The following is a 19,200-nucleotide window of genomic DNA, read 5'->3' on the forward strand; positions in this document are numbered from 1 at the left end:
GCACGGTTCGGTCTTCGGGGTTCAGCGGGGGAGCGGCTGGCGATGAAGGGCGCGACAGTGACGCGAGCGGATCTTTGCGAAGCGGTCCACGAAGAAGTGGGACTGACGCGCCAGGATTGCGGGGAACTGGTCGAGCGTGTGCTCGAGCTGATGGCTGCCGCCTTGGAGAACGGCGAGCAGGTCAAGCTGTCTGGCTTCGGCGTCTTCCAGGTGCGCGCGAAGAACGCCCGCATGGGTCGCAATCCGAAGACCGGCGAGCCGGCCGCGATCGAGCCGCGTCGGGTGATCGGTTTCCGCGCCTCTCAGGTCATGAAGGCCCGCGTCGACCGCGCGCTCTCGGATTCGACAGGCTGAGCTGCGCCATGAGGACGCCCTGAGCGGTGGCGAAAGGTCCTGAGGCCTTTCGAACGATCTCGGAAGCGGCTGACGAGCTGAACGTGCCGCAACACGTCCTGCGGTTCTGGGAAACAAAGTTCACCTTCATACGCCCGATGAAACGGGCCGGCGGCCGCAGGTTCTATCGCCCACAGGATATCGCCGTGATCGCCGGCGTTCGGCGGCTGCTGCACGACGAGGGTTGGAGCATCAAGGCCGTGCAAGCCGTGCACAAGGAGAGCGGCGTTGCGCGTCTCGTCGAGGCCGGCAGGGCCACAAAGGTCGATCAGCCGACGCCTGGCGCGTCAAACGCCCTGCAAGAACGCCTTCAAGAGCTTCAGGCCGCCAAGGCCCGCCTGGACGCCCTTTTGAAGCCCTGACCTATTCCCCGCCGGCGGGCTCGCCAGGATCGGCGTTCGTCGGGGCCTGACGTTCTGTCTGACGCTCATCGCGGAGAATTTCCTCTTCCGACCGAGGCTCCTGGTTCTCCGTTCGAGGCGCCTCGTGTTCCGGATTGTAGTGGCGGTCGGGGTTGCGAGGTTCGCCCATGACGAAATCCTCCGGTGAGGCCGGGGAAATGGGTGGCGAGGCCGTGGAGTTCCACCAAGCTCGGCAGGAGAGGCCCTTTAGGGGGAGGCCGCTCGCGATGGTCGGAGCGACAGGATTTGAACCTGCGACCCCTTGACCCCCAGTCAAGTGCGCTACCAAACTGCGCTACGCTCCGACGCCTCGCGGCGAGCGGTGCTTATAGGCGGCCCCCGCGGCGGGCTGCAATCCCCCAATATCAGCGTCCGCGGTTCATCCACGACAACAGGGGCAGGATCGGCACGCCCCAGCCCATGCCAGCAACGACGAAATAGGCGAGTTGAGCCGCCCAGTGCTTTGGGATGTAGTCCGCAACCATGCCCACGAGGCCGATGTAGAGGACCAGAAACCCGAGGATGGCGAAGACGCCGATGAACTTGCGCATGCGTGCGGTCATCGCGTGGTCTTAGCCTCAGCCGCGTTCTGAGGTAAGAGCGAGGTGAGCCACAGTTCAGCCGTGAAAGAGGGCGACTCCGGCGAATGACTTCGTTCCTGCGATCTGACCGCTCCCGCGCTGTAGCGTTGTGGCTGTTGCTGACCGCCGCCATGGTGCTGGCGATGGTCGTTGTCGGCGGCGCGACACGCCTGACCGATTCCGGCTTGTCGATCACCGAGTGGAAGCCAGTCACCGGTGCGATACCGCCACTCAGCCGCGCCGATTGGCAGGCCGAGTTCGCGCGATACCAGACGATTCCCCAGTTCCAACGGGTGAACCCCCATATGGACTTGGCGGCCTTCAAGTCGATCTACTGGTGGGAATGGTCTCATCGCCTGCTCGGTCGCTTGCTGGGCGTGGTGTTCTTTATTCCGTTTGTCTGGTTCGCCGCCCGTCGGGAAATCCCGCGGCGGCTGCTTCTGCGACTGGCGCTGATCTTCGCACTGGGCGCCCTGCAGGGCGTTGTTGGCTGGTGGATGGTGGCGAGCGGACTGTCCGATCGGGTCTCCGTCGCTCCCGAGCGACTGATGATCCATCTGGGTCTGGCCTTCGCCCTGCTGGCCGCATTGTTCTGGACGGCGCTGGACGCCTGGGCCGGGGGCGCCCGGCAGACCTTGCCCAGTCCCTGGGGCCGGCGGGCGGTCATCTTCATCGGGCTGATCTACCTGCAGATCCTGCTGGGCGCCCTGGTGGCCGGCAACGATGCGGGGATGGTCTACAACGACTGGCCGTTGATGAACGGCGCGCTGATCCCGGCGGATTATGCGGGGGCTAGCCTGTGGGCGACCCTGGCGCACAGCGCCGGCGCCGTCCAACTGCACCACAGACTCCTGGCCTACGGGCTCTTTGTCTACGCCCTCTGCCTGGGTGTCGGGGCTTGGCGATCCAACTACCTGGCTGGCGACGCACGGTCTCTCGCGCTGCTGGCGAGCCTCGCTGTCGTGGTCCAGGCGGGGCTTGGCGTGGCGACCTTGATGGCCGTGGTGCCCATCGGCCTAGGAATCGCCCACCAGTTGATGGCGGCGCTCGCTCTGTGTCTGGCGGTGGCCTTCGCTTGGCGGGTGAGACGGGTATGATCCGCATTTAGCCGGGTATTATATTACCGTAATACATAACATATTGATTTTATTCATATATATTAGATATCAGCTTGCAGTACCCTGTTGACTTGGTCCTGACCTTTGCGGCATATGCCGGCCCTCACGCCGGGGCGACGTTGCGCCGGCCAGACTTTACGGATCAATCCCATGTTGAAGACCACGGCTTCTTTGAAGCCCGCCGAGGTCGAGAAGAAGTGGATCGTGATCGACGCCCAGGACGCCGTGGTCGGCCGCCTGGCTTCGTTCATCGCCAACCGTCTTCGCGGCAAGCACCGTCCTGACTACACCCCGCACGTCGACTGCGGCGACTTTGTTGTCGTGATCAACGCCGACAAGGTGAAGTTCACCGGCAAGAAGCTGACGGACAAGATCTACTACTGGCATACCGGCCATCCGGGCGGCATCAAGGAACGCACCGCGGACAAGATCCTCGGCGGCCGTTTCCCTGAGCGCATCCTGGAGAAGGCCGTCGAGCGCATGCTCCCCAAGGAAAGCCCCCTGGCGCGCAAGCAACTGACGCACCTTCGCATCTACAACAGCGCCGAGCACCCGCACGCCGCGCAGAACCCTGAAACCATCGCGTTCGGTGACATGAACGCCAAGAACGTGCGGAGCGCCTGATGTCGGAAGCCGCCAATGCGCCGGAAGGCTTCGAGGCCCTGAAGGGTCTCGGGACCCAGGCCGAAGAAGTCGTCCGCGAACCCAAAATCGACGCCCAAGGCCGCGCTTATGCGACCGGCAAGCGGAAGAACGCCATTGCGCGCGTCTGGATCAAGCCCGGCAAGGGCGTGATCACGATCAACGGCCGCGACCAGGAAGTCTATTTCGCCCGTCCGGTGCTGCGTATGATGATCGCCCAGCCGCTGGAAGTGACGAACCGCGTCGGCCAGTTCGACGTGATTGTGTCCGTTGAAGGTTCGGGTCTGTCCGGTCAGGCCGGCGCTGTGCGTCATGGCCTGTCGAAGGCGCTGACCTATTACGAGCCCGGCCTGCGCGCTCTGCTGAAGCCGCATGGCTTCCTGACCCGCGACAGCCGCGTCGTCGAGCGTAAGAAGTACGGCAAGGCGAAGGCCCGTCGTAGCTTCCAGTTCTCGAAGCGCTAAGCCGAGACTCTTATCGATCTCGGAAAGGGCGCTTCGGGCAACCGAAGCGCCCTTTCTTTTGTCTGTTGCAGACGACCTCTACGGAGTTCCGATCATGGCCAAGACCGTATTCATCGATGGGGAAGCCGGCACCACCGGCCTGCAGATCCGCCAGCGGCTGGAAGGCCGTGTAGACGTCGAAGTCGTGTCCATCGATCCCGCCCGGCGCAAGGACCCCGACGCGCGCCGTGAACTTCTGAACGGCGTGGACGCCGTGGTCCTGTGCCTGCCGGATGACGCCGCCCGAGACGCCGTGGCGATGATTGACAACGCCCAGGTCAAGGTGATCGACGCCTCGACCGCGCACCGGGTCGCGCCCGGCTGGGTCTATGGCTTCGCCGAGATGGCGCCGGGTCAACGCGATGAGATCCGCAAGGCGACGCGGATCGCCAACCCGGGCTGCTATCCGACCGGGTTCATCGCCCTGACCCGGCCGCTGGTCGAGGCCGGCCTGATCTCGCCGGATTTCCCGATCACCATCAACGCCGTCTCCGGCTACTCGGGCGGCGGTCGCGGCCTGATTGAGGAGTTCGAACAACAGCCGATCCCGGACGGCACTGCGGACGCCTATCGCCCCTATGGTCTTAGCCTAGCGCACAAGCATGTGTCGGAGATGCAGGCCTATGCGGGCCTCAGCCATCCGCCGCTGTTCGCGCCTTCCGTGGGCCGCTTTGCCCAGGGGATGATCGTTCAGGCGCCGCTGCAGCTCTGGGCGCTGCCCGGCAAGCCGTCGGTAGCCGATCTACATTCGGCGCTCATCGCCTATTACGCCGGCGAGACTTTCGTCGAGGTCGCCTCGGGCGCGGAGTGCCTGGAGTTGCAGAAGACCCGCGCGGGCGCCGCCAACTACATCAAGCCGATGGACCCCGAGGCGCTGAACGGCACGAACCGCATGAAACTCTATGTGTTCGGGTCGGAGACCAAGCGGCAAGTCATCCTGACGGCGGTGCTGGACAATCTCGGCAAGGGCGCCTCCGGCGCGGCCGTGCAGAACCTGAACCTGACCCTGGGCCTGCCGGAGGGCGAGGGGATCTAGCGCGCGTTAGCGAACGGGCCAGACCCAGGCCGGGCTCTCGACATCCTCGACCTGGGTCTCGCCCATGCGTTTGCTAAGCCGAAGCCGCGTACAGCCGGCATCGGACGCCAATGCTTCAATCAAGGGCTGGGAGTGGGTGACCACAACCACCTGGCTGTGCTCGGCCGCGGCGATCAGGCGCCGAGCGAGCGGGGCCAGCAGGTCGGGATGCAGGCCGACCTCCGGTTCGTTGAGCACCAGCAGGGGCGGGGGGCGCGGCGAGGCGAGCGCCGCGACCCAGATCAGATAGCGCAGAGTGCCGTCCGAGAGCTCAGCGGCCGTCATCCGTCGCAGTAGGCCCTTCTGGCGCATCTGCAGGGTGAACCAGCCGCTGTCGACCGCCACCTCGACGGCAGCGCCGGGGAAGGCGTCGTCGACGGCTTCGGCGAGACCTTGGGCGTCGCCGATCTCCTCGATCGTGAGCCAGGCCGCGGCCAAGTCGGCGCCGTCGGAGGCCAGCGCCACGGTGCGGGTGCCCACCTGCGGGCGGCGCGCCGGCGCGTCCCGGTCGCTGCGGATGTGGTCGTAGAACCGCCATCGGCGCATCTCCTCGCGCAGGATGGCCAACTCCGGCGCGCGCTGCGGATCGGCGCAGCCCACCACCATGCTGTCGAAAGCCTCCAGGTCCTGGCGGATATCGCGCCACGAGCCGCGGTCGTCGCGGACACGAACATGGCCGCCGCGACGCTCGGCCATGACGGCGCCCCGAGTTAGCGCTTCGCCGCTCCAAAGGGCCTCGGCCTTAATCTGCGGGTCGCGAGCGAACGGATCGCCGCCGCCGCTCTGGGGAAGACCGAGATCGACGGCGTAACCTTTGTCGAAAGCGGAGAAGCCGAGTTTCAGGGCGATCGGCCCGCGCCGGCGGCCGCCTTGAACCTCATGATCGCCGCTCAGCATCTCGCGGGAGATGCGCTCCGGACCGGCCCAGAGGGTCGATTCCAGTCCGCCTTCACTGGCGAGGCTCGCGACCAGACGGTCCTCGGCGAGGTCGGCCAGCAGCCGCAGCGCGCGGTAGAGGCTGCTCTTGCCCGACCCATTCGGGCCGGTGACCAGGGTCAGCTGGCCCAGCGGAACGATGAGGTCACGAAAGGAGCGATAGCCGCTGATCGCCAGGGTCTCGATCATGAACGCCGTTCCATTGGCCTTGGAGTGGACCGCGAGGGTCTCGGCGCGCTGCGCCAGGAGCGGTCGCAGGCTAGCCGGCCTTGCATCCGCCGCAAGGCGGTCAGCGTAATCCAACTATGACCCAGATCGATCGCCGCGGCTTCCTGACCATGACGTCCGTCGCCGCCCTCGTCCCGTCGGCCGCCTTCGCCGCTGACCCCTATGCGAACTCGCCTTTCCGCAAGATCGCCCAGCGCGACTGGAAGAAGCGCCTGCCGGCGGCCGCCTATAATGTCCTGCGCCTGTCGGCCACGGAGTTCCCGGGCACGAGCCCGCTCAACAGGGAGAAGCGCAAGGGCGCATTCCACTGCATGGGCTGCGACCTGCCGCTCTTCCGCTCGGAGTGGAAATTCGAGAGCGGCACCGGCTGGCCGAGCTTCTACACGGCGGTCAAGGGCGCGCTCTACATGAAGACCGACTTCGAGATCGGCGTCCCGCGCACGGAATATCACTGCGCCCAGTGTCTGGGCCACCACGGCCACCGGTTCAGCGATGGGCCTAAGCCCACCGGCCTGCGCTATTGCAGCAACGGCGCGGCGCTGAAGTTCGTCCCCGACAAGGCCTAGGTCAGGACTTCACCAGGACATAGGTCCCAGGCGCTGCGGTGATCGGCTCGAGCGGCCCGCCGCTCGGATCGCGTGCGGCGACCAGGGGGCCAGAGCGGTCGGCGAGCCACTGGGCCCAGTGCGGCCACCAGGAGCCTGGCGTCTCCACGGCCCTTGTCTGCCACGCCTCCAGCGTTTCGGAGAGGCCCGAGGCGGACCAGAACTGGTATTTTGAGGCCGCCGGCGGATTAATCACGCCAGCGATGTGGCCCGAGCCGCTCATGATGAAGGTGACGGGACCGCCGAACAGGCGAGCACCCCTGTAGACCGACCGAGCCGGGGCGATATGGTCCTCTTTCGCCGACTGCACATAGATCGGCGTCTTGACCTGGCGCAGGTCCAGAAGCTCCCCGCCGAGCTCAAGCTCGCCTTTGGCGAGGGCGTTCTGGCCGTAGAATTTTCGCAGATAGGACAGGTGCAGGGTCTTGGGCATGCGGGTCTGGTCGGAGTTCCAGAACAGCAGGTCGAAGGGCTTCGGGTCCTTGCCCATCAGGTAATTGTTCACGAAGAACGACCAGATCAGGTCGTTGGCGCGCAGGGAATTGAAGGTGTCAGCCATGGCCTTGCCCGACAGCACGCCGCCGCCGGCGTCCATGCGGGCCTCCATGTCGGCCACCCATTCCTCGTTGGCGAACAAGGTGAGGTCGCCGGCTTCTGAGAAATCCTGTTGGGCGGCGAAGAAGGTGGCCGAGGCGATCCGCTCGTCGCCGGTTTTCGCCATGTAGGCGAGCGTTGAGCCAAGCAGGGTGCCGCCGATGCAGTAGCCGACGGTGTTGACCTGTTCGACGCGGCATTGGGCGCGCACCGCGTCCAGGGAGGCGAAGACGCCCTGGCGCATATAGTCTTCCAAGGTCTTGTCGGCGAGCTCCGGCCCGGGGTTCACCCAGGAGACCACGAAGACCGTGAAGCCCTGGCTCGTCAGCCAGCGGATCATCGAGTTCTCGGGGCGCAGGTCGAGGATGTAGAATTTGTTGATCCAGGGCGGAAAGATCAGCAGCGGGATCTGGTGAACGGTCTCGGTCGCCGGCGCGTACTGGATCAGCTCGATGATCTCGTTGCGGAAGACCACCTGACCGGGCGCCGTGCCGACGTTCTCGCCGACCTTGAACATCTCATAGTCCGTCTGGGCGATGGACAAGGCCCCGCCGCCGCGATCGACGTCGGCGGCGAAATTCTTCATGCCCTTGACCAGGCTCTCGCCGCCGGTTGCGGCGGCTTCGCGCAGCGCAGCCGGGTTGGAGGCCAGGAAGTTGGAGGGCGAGAAGGCGTCGGTGAGCATCTTCACGAAGAACTCGGCCCGCCGTTTGGTCTCCGGCTCGACCCCATCGACGCCCGAGATCAGCCCGTTCATCCAATTGGCCGTGAGCAGATAGGACTGCTTCATCATGTCGAAGACGGGGTTCTGCTCCCAGTCGGGATCAGAGAACCGGCGGTCGCCGCGGGGCGGCGCGACGACGGTGCGAGCCTCACCGGTCGTCAGCCGCTCGGTGGCGGAGCGCCATAGGTCAAGGTAGCCGCTGAGCAGATCGGCCTGAGCGCGCATCAATCGATCAGGTTGGGCCGCTAATCGGCCAAACACCTCGTTGAGGGCTGGCCCGACGTGCATCGGGTCGGGGTTCAGCGCGGCCGGCTGGTCAGCTTGGCGCAGCGCCATCTCGGCGAAGACGCCTTGCGCGGTCAGAGAAGCGCGGGCGAGATTGGCCGACAGCCTCTCCAGCATCACCCGCTGTTCAGTCGGGAAGACAAAAGGGTCGAAGGATGGCGCCTCCGGATTCTCGACCTGGAGGGCTTCGGGCGCAGGCGCAGGCGCCGCAGCCTTGGCCGCGCGGCGCGCGGCTTTCCGTGCGGCCCTTACGGCTTCGGTCGCGGCCTCAGCGGGGGCCCCGGTGCGCTTCTTCGTCTTCTTCGTCACAGAGCCATCCTGTATCGACCCGACACGCTCTTTCGTTGAGCGGGCGGATCGCCTATGAGCTTCGACCTCATGTACCCGCGCCGCCACCATTTTTCGACCCGGCAAACAACCGTCCTCGCCGCCATCGCGCTGATCGGCGCGGGGATGTCCGGTTGCGCTAGCGTCCAGTCCGGCCTGGGGTTCGCTGATCGGACTATGGATGTGCGCTCGCCCGTGGCGACCGAGGCTGAGCAGCTTGCGCATACCGACCGCCCGATGCCGAAGTTCACAGACATCCCGCCGCTCCCCACCGATGTGCGGCCCGCGCCGCAGTACGGCATGGCCGCCGCCCGCGTTGAGGCGGCGCGCGCTGAGCTCGAGCAGCAAACCGCGCCGGAATCCTGGTCGCTGACGGCTTCAGAAGACTTCGCCTCGCAGGCTCGGCGCCAGACGCCGGAAACGGCGCCCGCATCGCCGGCGGACACCGAAGCCTTCGCGGCCGCCGCCCGTAAGCGAGCTACACCGCCTCCGCCGGTCAAGAGATAGGCCCCGCGGAGGCGAAAAAGCTTCAACCGTTACTTGGCGGACTTAGGCCCTAAGTCTATCCAAGGTTCGACCTTCAGCTCCCGCAGAGCCGCCTGGGCATAGGGCGGCGTACGAGCTTTCACATGACGCCTGATTTTCACCGTATCCGCCGCCTCCCGCCCTACGTGTTGGAGGAGGTCAACCGCATCAAGGCGCGCCTGCGCGCCGACGGTGTCGATATCATCGACTTCGGCATGGGCAATCCCGACATGCCGACGCCGAAGCACATCGTCGAAAAGATGATCGAGACGGCCCGCGACCCCAAGGCCGGCCGCTATTCGGCCTCCAAGGGCATTAGCGGCCTGCGCAAGGCCATGGCAGGCTACTACGACCGTCGTTTCGGCGTGAAGCTTAACCCCGACACCGAGGTCATCGCGACGCTCGGATCCAAGGAAGGCTTCGCCAACCTCGCCCAGGCCCTGACTGCGCCGGGCGACGTGATCATCTGCCCGAACCCGGCCTATCCGATCCACGCCTACGGCTTCATCATGGCCGGCGGCGTGATCCGCCACGTCAACGCCCACTCGCCGGAGGAATATCTGGCCGGCGTGTCGCGCGCGGTGAAGCATTCGGCGCCGCCGCCCAGCGTGCTGATCCTGTCCTATCCGTCGAACCCGACCGCGCAGTGCGTGGACCTGGATTTCTACAAGGACGCCATCGCCCTCGCGCGGAAGCACGACATGCTGGTGATCTCCGACATCGCCTATTCGGAGATCTATTTCGACAATAACCCGCCGCCGTCGGTGCTGCAGGTCGAAGGCGCGAAAGACATCGCCGTCGAGGTGAACTCGTTGTCAAAGACCTACGCCATGGCCGGCTGGCGCGTCGGCATGGTGGTCGGCAACGCGCGCATCTGCGCGGCCCTGGCGCGGGTGAAGTCCTATCTCGACTACGGCGCCTATACGCCGATCCAAGTCGCGGCCGCTGCGGCGCTGAACGGCCCGCAGGACTGCGTCGATGAAATCCGCGGCATCTACAAGAGCCGCCGTGACGTGCTGGTGGAATCCATGAAACGCGCGGGCTGGGATATCCCGTCGCCCGCAGCCTCGATGTTCGCCTGGGCGCCCGTGCCCGAGCAGTTCAAGGACGCGGGCGCGCTGCTCTTCTCCAAGTTGCTGATCGAGGAGGCCGGGGTGGCCGTGGCGCCGGGCGTCGGTTTTGGCGAGCACGGCGAAGGCTTCGTCCGCGTGGGTCTCGTGGAGAACGAACACCGCATCCGTCAGGCGGCGCGCAACGTGAAGAAGTTCCTGGCCAACGCCGACGATATCCTTGCGCGGCATCACAACAGCGTGGCGGCTCAATGAGCGATTTGAAGACCTGGCGCCTCGGCGTCGCCGGCCTCGGCACGGTCGGCGGCGGTCTCCTCAGCTTCCTGGCGGAACGGCCCGGTTTCGCGCCGGCCGGCGGCCGCGCGGTCGTCACGGGCGTCTCGGCGCGCTCGCGCTCGCGCTCGCGCCCAGTTGATATTTCCCAAATGGCCTGGTTCGACGACCCGGTGGCGCTGGCGACCTCACCGGAGACGGACATCTTCGTTGAACTGGTCGGCGGCTCTGACGGCCCGGCCAAGGCGGCGGTCGAGGCGGCGCTGAAGGCTGGCAAGCCGGTCGTGACCGCCAACAAGGCGCTGATCGCCGAGCACGGCGCGGAGCTGGCGGCGCTCGCCGAGGCCAACAACGTTCCGCTTCTGTTTGAGGCTGCCGTCATGGGCGGCGTGCCGGCCGTAAAGGTCATGCGCGAGGCCCTGGTCGGTGACGATGTCCGCTCGGTCGCCGGGATCCTCAACGGCACTTGCAACTACATCCTCACCGAGATGGAGACGGGCGGCCGCGCCTTCGCCGACGTCCTCGCCGAGGCCCAGCGCCTGGGTTATGCCGAAGCCGATCCAACGATGGACGTCGGCGGTTTCGACGCCGCCCACAAGATCACCATCCTGGCGGCGCTCGCCTTTGGCTGTGCGCCGACCTACGCCGCCGCCGAAATCGAGGGGATCGAGCAGGTCGAACTCCTCGACATCAGTCTGGCTCGCGACCTGGGCTATCGTGTGAAGCTGATCGCCTCGGCCGATCGATCGGAGGACGGCGTGCTGGTCCGGGTGCATCCTTCGCTGGTCGCCGCGGGCCACCCGCTGGCCCAGGCTGGCGGCGCCCTGAATGCGCTCTTCATCGAAGGCCAGCGGATCGGTCGCATCTTTGTTCAGGGTCCTGGCGCCGGCGCGGGGCCGACGGCTGCGGCCGTGGCCGCCGACATCGCGGATGTCATGACGGCTGCGGTGCGGCCGGTGTTCCAGAAGCCAGCCGGCGAGCTGGCCCCCTTCACGCCGGTGGATCCTGCCCGAAGCATGGGCCGAGCCTATCTGAGGTTCCTGGTCAAGGACGAGCCAGGCGTGATCGCAGTGATCTCCGAAACCCTGGCCGAGGCCGGTGTCTCCATCGAAAGCTTCCTGCAGAAGCCTGTCGAGAACGCCGCAGGCGTGCCCATCGTGCTGACCACCCATGCCGTGGCGGAGTCGGTGTTGAAGGCGGCGATCGAGCGGATTTCCGAGCTGCCCGTCGTGGTCGAACCACCCAGACTGCTGCGAATCGCTAGAATCTAGAAAAGCCCAAAAGAGCGACGGTCGCACCGTCGCCGGTAAGGCGAGTGAAATGACCGACAAGATTCTCGACCGTAATCTTGTGCTGGATGCGGTGCGTGTGACCGAGGCCGCCGCCATTGCCGCTTGGCGGCAGATGGGCCGCGGCGACGAGATCGCCGCCGACCAGGCCGCGGTCGAAGCCATGCGGATCGCCCTGAACGAACTGGCCATTGATGGCGAAATCGTCATTGGCGAAGGCGAAAGGGACGAGGCGCCGCTGCTCTACGTCGGCGAGAAGGTCGGAGCGGGCGGCCGCGCCCGGCGCATCGACATCGCTCTGGATCCACTGGAAGGCGTGACCCTCACCGCAAAGGCGATGCCCAACGCCCTCACGGTCATGGCTTGGGCGCCCAGGGGCACGCTCATGAAGGCGGCAGCCGGCTACATGGACAAGATCGCCTGCGGTCCCGGTTACCCTCCCGGCATGATCGACCTTGCCAAAACGCCCGCGCAGAACGTTGTCGCCCTCGCGGCCGCCAAGGGCGTCCCTGCCGATCAGGTGACGGTCTGTGTCCTCGACCGGCCCAGGCACGCGGACATCATCGCCTCCGTCCGTGAAGCCGGCGCGCGTGTGCGCCTGATCGCCGACGGCGATATCGCCGGCGTCATCGCCACCTCCGACCCGAGCACAGGCATCGATCTCTATATCGGCCAGGGCGGCGCGCCGGAGGGCGTGCTGGCCTGCGCGGCGCTGAAGTGCGTCGGCGGCCAGTTTCAAGGGCGTCTCGCGTTCCGCAACGCCGACGATCGCGCGCGCGCCAAGCGTCTCGGTCTTGGCGATCCAGACCGGATTTATGACCTCCACGAGATGGTGAAATCGGACGCCATCTTCGCCGCCACCGGCGTCACCGATGGCGAGCTTCTGGACGGCGTACAGGTGCGAGGCGGCGTCATGCATGTCCATTCCATCGTCATGAATTCGGCCACGCAGACAGTCCGCGAAGTCCGAATGAAGAAGCCTCTCTGACGCCATGGACGACACCGCGCACGCCCAGGTTGGGAAAGGGGACGCATTCCTCGACGTGACGCGGTCGCTGAGCGGCCGAACCTGGCGTCTGCGAAGCGCAGACGCGGCCCTGACCCGACGTCATCAGCTGGCGCTGGGCCTGCCGGAGCCCTTGGCGCGCGCCCTGGCCGCTCGCGGCGTCGCCGACGGGGAGGGCGAGATCTTCCTTGCGCCCACTCTCAAGGCGCAGTTTCCCGACCCTTCAAGCTTCGCCGACATGGACCTGGCCGCCGCAACCCTGATCGATGCGCTACAGGATGGTCGGTCGATGACGGTGTTCGCCGACTACGACGTCGACGGCGCGGCCTCGGCCGCTCAGTTGGTCCGCTGGTTTCGCGCCATGGGCGTGGAACTCCCGATCTACGTGCCGGATCGGATCCTCGAGGGCTATGGTCCTTCGCCTGCCGCGTTCAGGCGGCTAAAGGCCGATGGCGTCGACCTGGTGATCACTGTCGACTGTGGCGCCGCCGCCCACGACGCCCTGGCTTGCGCCGCTGAGATCGGCCTCTCTGTCGTCGTCATCGACCACCATCTGATGCGCGAAGGCGCCGCGCCTGCCGTCGCCGCCCTGGTGAACCCCAATCGGCCGGACTGCCGCTCGGGGCAGGGGCATCTGGCGGCTGCCGGGGTCACCTTTGTCCTCCTGGCGGCGCTCAACCGCGAGGCGCGCAGGCGCGGCCTGTTCGCCGAGCGTGAGGAACCGCGCCTCACGCAATGGCTCGATCTGGCCGCGATGGGCGCCATCTGCGACGTCACCCGTCTGACCGGATTCAACCGCGCGCTGACCGCCCAGGGCCTGAGGGTCATGTCGGCCTGGCGCAATCCAGGGCTCAAGGCGTTGCTGGCGACAGCCCAGGCCGAGGAGGATGTCGCCAGCACGTTTCATGCGGGCTTCATTCTGGGGCCGCGGATCAACGCCGGTGGCCGCATCGGGCGCGCCGACCTGGGTGCGCGGCTTTTGTCCACCGACGATCCTGCGGAGGCCGCTGAGCTAGCCGCAGAGCTCGACGCGCTGAATGTCGAGCGCAAGACCATCGAGCAAGGGATCATCGAGGACGCCATCCGCCGGGTTGAGCAGGAGACGAACCTCGCTGAGGCTCCGATGATCCTGATAGCCGGCGACGACTGGGCTCCGGGTGTGATCGGCATCGTCGCTGGCCGCTTGCGCGAGCGCTATCGTAAGCCCGTGGTGGTCGTGGCCATAGACCGCGCCGCTGACGTTGGGCGTGGCTCGGGCCGGTCTCAGCCCGGGATGAACCTGGGGCGGGCTGTGCAGGCGGCGTACGACGCGGGTCTCCTGTTGGCCGGCGGCGGGCACGCCATGGCGGCGGGGCTAACTGTGCGTCCTGCGGACCTGCCGGAGTTGCGCGCCTTCCTCTGCGCCCAGCTGGCGGGCGAAGCGATCGAAGCCGAAGGCCTGGATGGCTTGGAGATCGACGCCGCCCTGACGGCGCAGGCCTGTGACCGCCCCCTGTTCGACGCCTTCCAGGCGCTGGCGCCTTTCGGCCCCGGTAATCCTGAGCCAACATTTGTCGCGACCGATGTGCGGATCGAGCGGGCGATGACAATGCGCGGCGGTCACGTCCGTTGCACCCTGACTGACGCCTACGGCGGCCGCCTGAAGGCCGTCGCCTGGCGCTGCGAGGACTCGGAAGTCGGTCGACGACTGATGGCCGAGGGCGGACTGGTTCACGTCGCAGGCCGTCTGCGCGCCGACGACTGGCAGGGCCGCGCCGGCGTGCAGTTCGAGATCGACGACATAGCCGATCCACGGCGCGTCACGGCTTGAACGGCTTGCGGGAAATAAGCTGGGTACGCGCCCTTGCACCGCTTCGGGAAGCCGAATATAGAACCGCCCTCGCGCACGCGGTCCCTTCGTCTATCGGTTAGGACGCCAGGTTTTCAACCTGGAGAGAGGGGTTCGACTCCCCTAGGGACTGCCACGCGACTTCCCTGACATTTGAAACTATTCAGCTTTTCCGGCCGATTGTCTAACCGGTCTGGGCAGGGTTAGACACGTCCGTTCCCGCTTCGCTCTCAGCGACCATTTTCATCGCCTCTTTCGCGAGTCGACGCTGGTCCGCAGACGCCGTGTAGAGCGTGACTTCCGACAGGTTCTTGTGACCGGTGACGGCCATGATCTGGTGAGGCGTACAGCCCGCTTCCGCCAGCCGCCGCGCCGCCGCTTTCCGCAGGCCGTGCGAGGCTGAGCCCTCAGGCAGGCCAGCGGCGGTCACCGCATCCGCAAACCAGTTGCCGAAGCCGGCGGCTGTGAAGGGCTTGTCGTACTGCGTCACCAGCAACGTCATGTTGGTCTTGGGCGCCGCGTCGATCTCAGCCTTCAGGCGAGGGTGCAGCGGGATCCAAAGCTCAGTGCCGGTCTTCTGCTGCTTGACCCGGATAAGCCCCTTGCCGACGTGCTGACGGCCCATGCCGACGACGTCGCTGCGGCGCTGGCCGGTGTAGAGCAGCAGGGTCAGGGCTAAGCGCTCGCGTGAGCCGCGCTGGTGGACCTTCTCGAACTTCGCGATGTCTTCCTCTTCCCAGGGACGAAAGCCGCTCTTGGCCTTCCTAGGGCGCCGCATGCCGGCCATGGGATGCTGGTCGATCCAGCCTCGCTCGACGGCGAGGTTCAGGATGATCCGGATGACCTTGCGCCACGTCTCAGCGTTGGCGGTTAGCTCTTCGAGAATTTTGGACACGTGGCGCTGACGGATGCCGCGGACGAGCTTGTCGCCATGGGCCGCCCGGAACTTCTCAAGGACATTCCTGTACGTGCGCTGGGTGATGTCCGCGTTGCCAGTGAAGGCCTTCGATCGGTAGTAGAGCTCGATCAGCTGTGAGAACGAACCGGCCGGCGGCGGGTTCGGCGACATGATCTCGCGCTTCGGCGCGTTCTCGCAGGCGGCCCAATAGGCGTCCATGAACTCCTTGGAGCCGTACTCGCCAGGCAGGGCGATCTGCACCGCGCCCGGCTTCCGCAGGTAGTGGCGCATCTTGCCGTGGCGGTCCTGGTAGGACTTCAGGAACGGAAGCCGCTTCATTGCAGGCCTAGATCTCGGTCCCATTGCGCCTCGGCGTCCTCGTCGGTCGCGGAGGGTAGCGCCTCATTGGCGGGCTTTGGCAAGATGAGCATGCGGTCGCCATGCACCTCGACGACACAGCCGTGCGCCAACGCCACCTTCACGGCGCGGTTCAGGTCGGCGGTCTTGATCGAGGCGCGCGCGCTCATCTCTCGTCGCCCTGGCTGAGAGCGGCGTCGATCGACAGACGCCACAGATCGCCGCCGGTCCACTCGTCTACCTCTAGGACAGCCTCGGTCGGCTCGCGCATCGCCTTGATGGCGGCGCGGGCCACAGGCACATAGGCTCGCCAACGCTTCTCGTGCCCAGGCTTGATGGCGACTGTCAGCATCACGCCGTCAACGATCCGCCAATCGCTATCGGGATCGTGGCCCGAGCGGGACCGACTTCACGCGGGCTTCGCGCTGCGCCCAGGTCTCGGCAGCTGCAACGGCTGCTTCAGCAACAGCGCCCGTCCCCTTCCGCTCGCAGAGATCGAGGACCGCCTCAGCGAACTCGGTGCAAGGCGAGTGATAGGAAAGGCCGCCCTCGAACGCTTGGGTGGCCGTGAGGGCATCACCGAGGATGGCCGCGTCAGTGCAGTGGGCGAGCGTGTGGCCGATCCACGACTCCGCGATGTAACTGTCCTTAAGGGTTCGGTCCTCTGTGAGGGTGACACCGGCGGTTAGGATGTATGTGAACGCCCCAGCCTTCGGCAGGCGACCAACCAGAACCCGGCGGTAGTAAATCCCGTTACCCGTGCCGCGATGCACTTCCGCTAGCGTGCCAGCGTAGAGCGGCTCTCCTTCAAGGAAATAGAGGTGCCGCTCGCGCGCCGCCTCCGCGAAAGCCGCGCCATGAACCCAAACAGTCGTGTGGTCTTCGGCGGGCTCAACCTCAGACGTGTAGAGTTCGCCCCCTTCATCCAGGCAATTGGAATACAGCTCGCGGAAGACCTGCCACGTCTCCCAATGCGCCCCGAGATGGGTGGTGAAGCCGAGTCGTTCCGATCCATCCGGCCCGGCCATGTGGATGAAGTCGAACGACTTGCCGCGCACCTGCGCCTTTTCGGTCGTGAAGTCGTAGCGATCGAGACCGCGCCAAATGGTGACTGTGTGAGAAGTTCGGAGCAATCCCGCGATGGCGTACTTTAGGCCAGTACCAAAGAAGCCAATGGGGTTGTCACCCTCCTTGGCGCTAACGCCCATCGTGGTGACCGCCTCGATCGGGATGAGGCCGGGGTTTACTAGCGAGACGATATAGCTCTCAGCGGACATGGCTATGCAGTCCTCCTGGTGTCGGGGAAGGGGCGCATCAGGTCGCGGCTTTGAGCTTGGCGTTGATCTTGTTCAGCTCGAAGGCGACGGCGGACTTCAGCCCGTTCGTGATGGCGTCGTTCGCTGTTGCGAGCGCCAACTTCATGGCCTTCTCGATCTCTTCGTTCAGGCGCTTATCGATGAGGAAGGCGACGCGGGTCGTCTCGTCCTTGAAGTTGTAGCTATCGCGACCCGCCCGCTTTTGGTCGGCGCGCGACTGACCTTGCGAGTTCACGCCCTCGGTCAAATATTCCTGCGACCGGCGGACGATATACTCCGTGATCGTCTCGGGCTCGCGTTTTGGCTCCGCGCAAGCACGCTGTCGGCGTAGCAGCGCACGACGAACCCATCGTCAGTGACACGGGCCATGCCATCGACCTCGAGCGGCCACAGCGGCGCGCGGTCGAACTGCGCTTTGAAGTACGGCATCAGTGGATCCCCACGTTCGCGAGGGCGGTGAGCACGGGCACGAGCGCGGCGATGAGCGCGACGGAGCCGGCGACGAGGAGGGCGTATTGCAGGCCCATCAGGCGGCCTCCTGCATGAGCTGGGCGGCGATCGCTTCAGCCTCGGCGCGGGTGTCTGCCCAGGCTTCGATCTCGTCGGGTTCCCAGGAGCCGGGCTCGCCATCCTGGCGGGCGAACGTCGTGCGGCCGTACCAGAACGAGGCGTCGTCGTGGTGAGCGACCTCGACGACATCGAGGTCCGGCGTGACGATCCAGAACAGGCGGTCGAGCGGAAGGGGCTTCGGCGTCTCGTAGCGCAAGACGTGGGCCAGCAGCTCTTCGCGGCTGCCGCACATGCCTGCGAAAGTGACGATGTCGATGGGCGTGGTGAGAGCGTTCTGAGCCGCGATCAGGCGCTGCATCAGGTCGGGGTTTTGCTTCCAGACAGCCATCACGCCGCCCGCCGTTCGTCTTCGGCGCACAGTGCGTACTCAGCGTCTTCGCGGTGCATCTCGAGGATGTTGTCGAAGAGCCTTTGGATCGCGGGGTCGTTGCGGTCGATGCCGTCGAGGAGGCTGCGGGTCCGGTAAACCGTCGTCCCGTTCACGCGCTTGGCGTCAATCGCGCCGATGTCGGTGACGGCGAGGTCTTCGACCTGGCCGCCTTCCGCGGGCTCCCAGTAGGTCGCCGGGCGGTACGGTTCGACCGAGCCGTCTAACGCGATCTCGATCTCGAAGCTGAAGGTGGCTTGGGCGCTCATCGCTCAGGCCTCCCAGCGAACGAAGCCGGGGTGGCTTTCGACCTTGCGGACGGCCGCCTCCATCGAGGCGGCGGCCATGGCGCGCCAGCCGGGCACATGAAAGCGGACTTCGACGGCGCCGGTCGCGCGCGACTTGGCGCGGCGGACGACGTAGCTCTGAGGCGTCGAACCGAAGACGCTGTAGGGGTTGGTCATGACCGCGGTGCGGCTAGCCTTCTCCCTGGTGTTCGTGGTGGCGGGCATTTCGTTGCTCCCTGGTGTTGGGAGAACGTGCAGGAATGCACGGAACAGTGCAAGCGGATAATGTGCGGGAATGCACTTTTCTTGATGTGACGACGCGCGGCGGCCTTCGGTATGGTGGGGCGTGTACCGCTATTTCATCGAAATTCCTGGCCGCGCCGCTGACGAGCTGGTCGAGCACGCGGACAACGCCACGGCGCTCAGGCTGCTGGTCGGCCGGCTACTCGACCACGCCGACCCGGCCCGCGACCTGGGGCCGATCCAGAAGGCGATGGATGAGGGATTCGTCCCGTCGCACAGCGATCCGGACTATCTGTTCGCGGAGGAGAAGGACGCCGCCGGCTTCTGGTTTCGCCTAGCGGTCCTGGCCAGCACAGAGGCTGTCAGCTTTCACAACGACCCGGATCAGTCCTCGTCGTCGTTCGCGTAAGGATCGCCTTCGGCCAAGTGGTCGAGCGTGCCTTCCATCAGGTGCAGCTGGCCGTTCTCGACGAAGTAGGCGAGGGGCGGAAACCTGTCATCCGGCTCAAGGTCGGAGTTGCGCAACGCCCAAAACTCCGCCCCGGAAGCGTCGGGGTTCTCAGCTTCGAAGGCCTGGCAGTCGCGCAGGATCGCCCGCAGAGTTTCTGGCGCGAGGTTCTGAAAGCCAAGGCCCGCAGGCCAGACTTCCGAACTGGCGACGACGTATCCTTGCGCGAAGGTGTTGAGGCGATCGAACCGGACAATGCCGTGCGTCGTCGTCACATAGCCTGATCCGTCAAACATGGTTCACCATAAGGC

The 19,200-nt window shown here is 65.9% G+C and carries 26 protein-coding genes and 2 tRNA genes; 14 read left to right on the forward strand and 14 right to left on the reverse strand.

The annotated features are described in order from the left end of the window. Positions 1 to 42: 42 nt before the first annotated feature. Positions 43 to 354, forward strand: a complete 312-nt coding sequence (locus tag BN1313_RS08025) for an integration host factor subunit alpha (RefSeq protein WP_091738817.1) — start codon at positions 43 to 45, stop codon at positions 352 to 354. 26 nt (positions 355 to 380) lie between these two features. Beyond that, positions 381 to 755: a MerR family transcriptional regulator gene (locus tag BN1313_RS08030; RefSeq protein ID WP_091738820.1), complete on the forward strand. Its 375-nt coding sequence runs from the start codon at positions 381 to 383 to the stop codon at positions 753 to 755. A 1-nt stretch (position 756) separates the two neighbouring features. Here the strand turns inward: BN1313_RS08030 and BN1313_RS16535 are convergent, their stop codons facing one another. From BN1313_RS16535 to BN1313_RS08040, 3 genes are all read right to left on the reverse strand, one after another. Beyond that, a complete protein-coding gene (locus BN1313_RS16535; protein WP_176695942.1) occupies positions 757 to 924 on the reverse strand; it encodes a hypothetical protein in 168 nt (55 codons plus the stop codon). Positions 925 to 1,022: 98 nt separating this feature from the next. Further along, positions 1,023 to 1,099: transfer RNA gene (locus tag BN1313_RS08035), tRNA-Pro, on the reverse strand. A 60-nt stretch (positions 1,100 to 1,159) separates the two neighbouring features. Beyond that, positions 1,160 to 1,357, reverse strand: coding sequence for a DUF2842 domain-containing protein (locus BN1313_RS08040; RefSeq protein ID WP_091738823.1), 198 nt, complete (start codon positions 1,355 to 1,357; stop codon positions 1,160 to 1,162). 83 nt (positions 1,358 to 1,440) lie between these two features. Between BN1313_RS08040 and BN1313_RS08045 the strand changes: the two genes are divergently transcribed. From BN1313_RS08045 to argC, 4 genes are all read left to right on the forward strand, one after another. Continuing rightward, positions 1,441 to 2,472, forward strand: a complete 1,032-nt coding sequence (locus tag BN1313_RS08045; protein ID WP_091738826.1) for a COX15/CtaA family protein — start codon at positions 1,441 to 1,443, stop codon at positions 2,470 to 2,472. Between the two features lie 171 nt (positions 2,473 to 2,643). Next, entirely contained in the window at positions 2,644 to 3,117 is a 474-nt protein-coding gene (gene rplM / locus BN1313_RS08050) for a 50S ribosomal protein L13 (protein ID WP_091738829.1), read from the forward strand. Continuing rightward, positions 3,117 to 3,599, forward strand: a complete 483-nt coding sequence (gene rpsI, locus BN1313_RS08055; RefSeq protein ID WP_091738832.1) for a 30S ribosomal protein S9 — start codon at positions 3,117 to 3,119, stop codon at positions 3,597 to 3,599. The genes rplM and rpsI overlap by 1 nt, the downstream gene beginning before the upstream one ends. 94 nt (positions 3,600 to 3,693) lie before the next feature. Next, the gene (gene argC, locus BN1313_RS08060; protein WP_091738834.1) at positions 3,694 to 4,674 is read left to right on the forward strand and encodes an N-acetyl-gamma-glutamyl-phosphate reductase; all 981 of its coding nucleotides are present in this window, start codon (positions 3,694 to 3,696) and stop codon (positions 4,672 to 4,674) included. 6 nt (positions 4,675 to 4,680) lie between these two features. Here argC and BN1313_RS08065 read toward each other — a convergent pair whose 3' ends face one another. Next, positions 4,681 to 5,952, reverse strand: coding sequence for an AAA family ATPase (locus BN1313_RS08065; protein WP_245620141.1), 1,272 nt, complete (start codon positions 5,950 to 5,952; stop codon positions 4,681 to 4,683). A 2-nt stretch (positions 5,953 to 5,954) separates the two neighbouring features. Between BN1313_RS08065 and msrB the strand changes: the two genes are divergently transcribed. Beyond that, a complete protein-coding gene (gene msrB, locus BN1313_RS08070) occupies positions 5,955 to 6,443 on the forward strand; it encodes a peptide-methionine (R)-S-oxide reductase MsrB (RefSeq protein ID WP_091738837.1) in 489 nt (162 codons plus the stop codon). A 1-nt stretch (position 6,444) separates the two neighbouring features. Here msrB and phaC read toward each other — a convergent pair whose 3' ends face one another. Then, positions 6,445 to 8,202: a class I poly(R)-hydroxyalkanoic acid synthase gene (phaC, locus tag BN1313_RS08075; RefSeq protein WP_091742513.1), complete on the reverse strand. Its 1,758-nt coding sequence runs from the start codon at positions 8,200 to 8,202 to the stop codon at positions 6,445 to 6,447. Between the two features lie 246 nt (positions 8,203 to 8,448). Between phaC and BN1313_RS08080 the strand changes: the two genes are divergently transcribed. From BN1313_RS08080 to BN1313_RS08105, 6 genes are all read left to right on the forward strand, one after another. Further along, positions 8,449 to 8,919: a hypothetical protein gene (locus tag BN1313_RS08080; protein WP_091738840.1), complete on the forward strand. Its 471-nt coding sequence runs from the start codon at positions 8,449 to 8,451 to the stop codon at positions 8,917 to 8,919. A 122-nt stretch (positions 8,920 to 9,041) separates the two neighbouring features. Beyond that, on the forward strand, positions 9,042 to 10,262 hold the full coding sequence (locus BN1313_RS08085) for an LL-diaminopimelate aminotransferase (protein ID WP_091738844.1): 1,221 nt from the start codon (positions 9,042 to 9,044) through the stop codon (positions 10,260 to 10,262). Further along, positions 10,259 to 11,551 carry a homoserine dehydrogenase gene (locus BN1313_RS08090; protein WP_091738847.1) on the forward strand — a complete coding sequence of 431 codons (1,293 nt, stop codon included), beginning with the start codon at positions 10,259 to 10,261 and terminating at the stop codon, positions 11,549 to 11,551. The genes BN1313_RS08085 and BN1313_RS08090 overlap by 4 nt, the downstream gene beginning before the upstream one ends. 49 nt (positions 11,552 to 11,600) lie before the next feature. Next, positions 11,601 to 12,557: a class II fructose-bisphosphatase gene (gene glpX / locus BN1313_RS08095; protein ID WP_091738850.1), complete on the forward strand. Its 957-nt coding sequence runs from the start codon at positions 11,601 to 11,603 to the stop codon at positions 12,555 to 12,557. 4 nt (positions 12,558 to 12,561) lie between these two features. Further along, positions 12,562 to 14,385, forward strand: coding sequence for a single-stranded-DNA-specific exonuclease RecJ (gene recJ / locus BN1313_RS08100; protein WP_091738853.1), 1,824 nt, complete (start codon positions 12,562 to 12,564; stop codon positions 14,383 to 14,385). A 79-nt stretch (positions 14,386 to 14,464) separates the two neighbouring features. Continuing rightward, a tRNA-Glu gene (locus tag BN1313_RS08105) sits at positions 14,465 to 14,539 on the forward strand. A gap of 48 nt (positions 14,540 to 14,587) precedes the next feature. Here BN1313_RS08105 and BN1313_RS08110 read toward each other — a convergent pair. The 8 genes from BN1313_RS08110 to BN1313_RS08145 form a co-directional block, all read right to left on the reverse strand. Next, positions 14,588 to 15,640, reverse strand: a complete 1,053-nt coding sequence (locus BN1313_RS08110; protein ID WP_176695944.1) for a tyrosine-type recombinase/integrase — start codon at positions 15,638 to 15,640, stop codon at positions 14,588 to 14,590. After that, entirely contained in the window at positions 15,637 to 15,828 is a 192-nt protein-coding gene (locus tag BN1313_RS08115) for a hypothetical protein (protein ID WP_091738858.1), read from the reverse strand. Before BN1313_RS08115 ends, BN1313_RS08110 begins: the two co-directional genes overlap by 4 nt. Continuing rightward, positions 15,825 to 16,010, reverse strand: coding sequence for a hypothetical protein (locus BN1313_RS08120; RefSeq protein WP_091738861.1), 186 nt, complete (start codon positions 16,008 to 16,010; stop codon positions 15,825 to 15,827). The genes BN1313_RS08115 and BN1313_RS08120 overlap by 4 nt, the downstream gene beginning before the upstream one ends. A gap of 25 nt (positions 16,011 to 16,035) precedes the next feature. After that, entirely contained in the window at positions 16,036 to 16,935 is a 900-nt protein-coding gene (locus tag BN1313_RS08125) for a hypothetical protein (RefSeq protein WP_091738864.1), read from the reverse strand. A gap of 37 nt (positions 16,936 to 16,972) precedes the next feature. Beyond that, the gene (locus tag BN1313_RS08130; RefSeq protein WP_091738867.1) at positions 16,973 to 17,221 is read right to left on the reverse strand and encodes a hypothetical protein; all 249 of its coding nucleotides are present in this window, start codon (positions 17,219 to 17,221) and stop codon (positions 16,973 to 16,975) included. Between the two features lie 279 nt (positions 17,222 to 17,500). Further along, a complete protein-coding gene (locus BN1313_RS08135) occupies positions 17,501 to 17,872 on the reverse strand; it encodes a hypothetical protein (protein ID WP_091738869.1) in 372 nt (123 codons plus the stop codon). After that, positions 17,872 to 18,180 (reverse strand): hypothetical protein, encoded by a 309-nt coding sequence (locus BN1313_RS08140; protein ID WP_091738872.1) that lies wholly within the window; start codon positions 18,178 to 18,180, stop codon positions 17,872 to 17,874. The genes BN1313_RS08135 and BN1313_RS08140 overlap by 1 nt, the downstream gene beginning before the upstream one ends. A gap of 3 nt (positions 18,181 to 18,183) precedes the next feature. Further along, entirely contained in the window at positions 18,184 to 18,423 is a 240-nt protein-coding gene (locus BN1313_RS08145; RefSeq protein WP_091738875.1) for a hypothetical protein, read from the reverse strand. 121 nt (positions 18,424 to 18,544) lie between these two features. Here BN1313_RS08145 and BN1313_RS08150 point away from each other — a divergent pair, with 121 nt between their 5' ends. Beyond that, positions 18,545 to 18,850 carry a hypothetical protein gene (locus BN1313_RS08150; protein ID WP_091738878.1) on the forward strand — a complete coding sequence of 102 codons (306 nt, stop codon included), beginning with the start codon at positions 18,545 to 18,547 and terminating at the stop codon, positions 18,848 to 18,850. On the opposite strand, the gene BN1313_RS08155 is transcribed toward BN1313_RS08150, so the two are convergent. Further along, complete coding sequence (locus tag BN1313_RS08155) at positions 18,826 to 19,185, reverse strand: hypothetical protein (RefSeq protein ID WP_091738881.1); 360 nt, start codon at positions 19,183 to 19,185, stop codon at positions 18,826 to 18,828. The two genes, BN1313_RS08150 and BN1313_RS08155, sit on opposite strands and share 25 nt — an antisense overlap. Positions 19,186 to 19,200: the final 15 nt, after the last annotated feature.

The sequence above is a fragment of the Phenylobacterium immobile (ATCC 35973) genome (genome assembly GCF_001375595.1).
GTDB classification, from domain to species: domain Bacteria; phylum Pseudomonadota; class Alphaproteobacteria; order Caulobacterales; family Caulobacteraceae; genus Phenylobacterium; species Phenylobacterium immobile.

What these genes read in the sequence shown, in the direction of transcription:
- rplM (WP_091738829.1), top strand. Translation starts at nt 2,644, where the DNA reads ATGTTGAAGACCACGGCTTCTTTGAAGCCCGCCGAGGTCGAGAAGAAG.
- BN1313_RS08080 (WP_091738840.1), top strand. Translation starts at nt 8,449, where the DNA reads ATGAGCTTCGACCTCATGTACCCGCGCCGCCACCATTTTTCGACCCGG.
- BN1313_RS08090 (WP_091738847.1), top strand. Translation starts at nt 10,259, where the DNA reads ATGAGCGATTTGAAGACCTGGCGCCTCGGCGTCGCCGGCCTCGGCACG.
- rpsI (WP_091738832.1), top strand. Translation starts at nt 3,117, where the DNA reads ATGTCGGAAGCCGCCAATGCGCCGGAAGGCTTCGAGGCCCTGAAGGGT.
- BN1313_RS16535 (WP_176695942.1), bottom strand. Translation starts at nt 924, where the DNA reads ATGGGCGAACCTCGCAACCCCGACCGCCACTACAATCCGGAACACGAG.
- BN1313_RS08110 (WP_176695944.1), bottom strand. Translation starts at nt 15,640, where the DNA reads ATGAAGCGGCTTCCGTTCCTGAAGTCCTACCAGGACCGCCACGGCAAG.
- BN1313_RS08045 (WP_091738826.1), top strand. Translation starts at nt 1,441, where the DNA reads ATGACTTCGTTCCTGCGATCTGACCGCTCCCGCGCTGTAGCGTTGTGG.
- BN1313_RS08115 (WP_091738858.1), bottom strand. Translation starts at nt 15,828, where the DNA reads ATGAGCGCGCGCGCCTCGATCAAGACCGCCGACCTGAACCGCGCCGTG.
- BN1313_RS08140 (WP_091738872.1), bottom strand. Translation starts at nt 18,180, where the DNA reads ATGAGCGCCCAAGCCACCTTCAGCTTCGAGATCGAGATCGCGTTAGAC.
- BN1313_RS08040 (WP_091738823.1), bottom strand. Translation starts at nt 1,357, where the DNA reads ATGACCGCACGCATGCGCAAGTTCATCGGCGTCTTCGCCATCCTCGGG.
- BN1313_RS08155 (WP_091738881.1), bottom strand. Translation starts at nt 19,185, where the DNA reads ATGTTTGACGGATCAGGCTATGTGACGACGACGCACGGCATTGTCCGG.
- BN1313_RS08120 (WP_091738861.1), bottom strand. Translation starts at nt 16,010, where the DNA reads ATGCTGACAGTCGCCATCAAGCCTGGGCACGAGAAGCGTTGGCGAGCC.
- BN1313_RS08025 (WP_091738817.1), top strand. Translation starts at nt 43, where the DNA reads ATGAAGGGCGCGACAGTGACGCGAGCGGATCTTTGCGAAGCGGTCCAC.
- argC (WP_091738834.1), top strand. Translation starts at nt 3,694, where the DNA reads ATGGCCAAGACCGTATTCATCGATGGGGAAGCCGGCACCACCGGCCTG.
- msrB (WP_091738837.1), top strand. Translation starts at nt 5,955, where the DNA reads ATGACCCAGATCGATCGCCGCGGCTTCCTGACCATGACGTCCGTCGCC.
- phaC (WP_091742513.1), bottom strand. Translation starts at nt 8,202, where the DNA reads ATGCTGGAGAGGCTGTCGGCCAATCTCGCCCGCGCTTCTCTGACCGCG.
- BN1313_RS08125 (WP_091738864.1), bottom strand. Translation starts at nt 16,935, where the DNA reads ATGTCCGCTGAGAGCTATATCGTCTCGCTAGTAAACCCCGGCCTCATC.
- BN1313_RS08145 (WP_091738875.1), bottom strand. Translation starts at nt 18,423, where the DNA reads ATGCCCGCCACCACGAACACCAGGGAGAAGGCTAGCCGCACCGCGGTC.
- glpX (WP_091738850.1), top strand. Translation starts at nt 11,601, where the DNA reads ATGACCGACAAGATTCTCGACCGTAATCTTGTGCTGGATGCGGTGCGT.
- BN1313_RS08135 (WP_091738869.1), bottom strand. Translation starts at nt 17,872, where the DNA reads ATGGCTGTCTGGAAGCAAAACCCCGACCTGATGCAGCGCCTGATCGCG.
- BN1313_RS08085 (WP_091738844.1), top strand. Translation starts at nt 9,042, where the DNA reads ATGACGCCTGATTTTCACCGTATCCGCCGCCTCCCGCCCTACGTGTTG.
- recJ (WP_091738853.1), top strand. Translation starts at nt 12,562, where the DNA reads ATGGACGACACCGCGCACGCCCAGGTTGGGAAAGGGGACGCATTCCTC.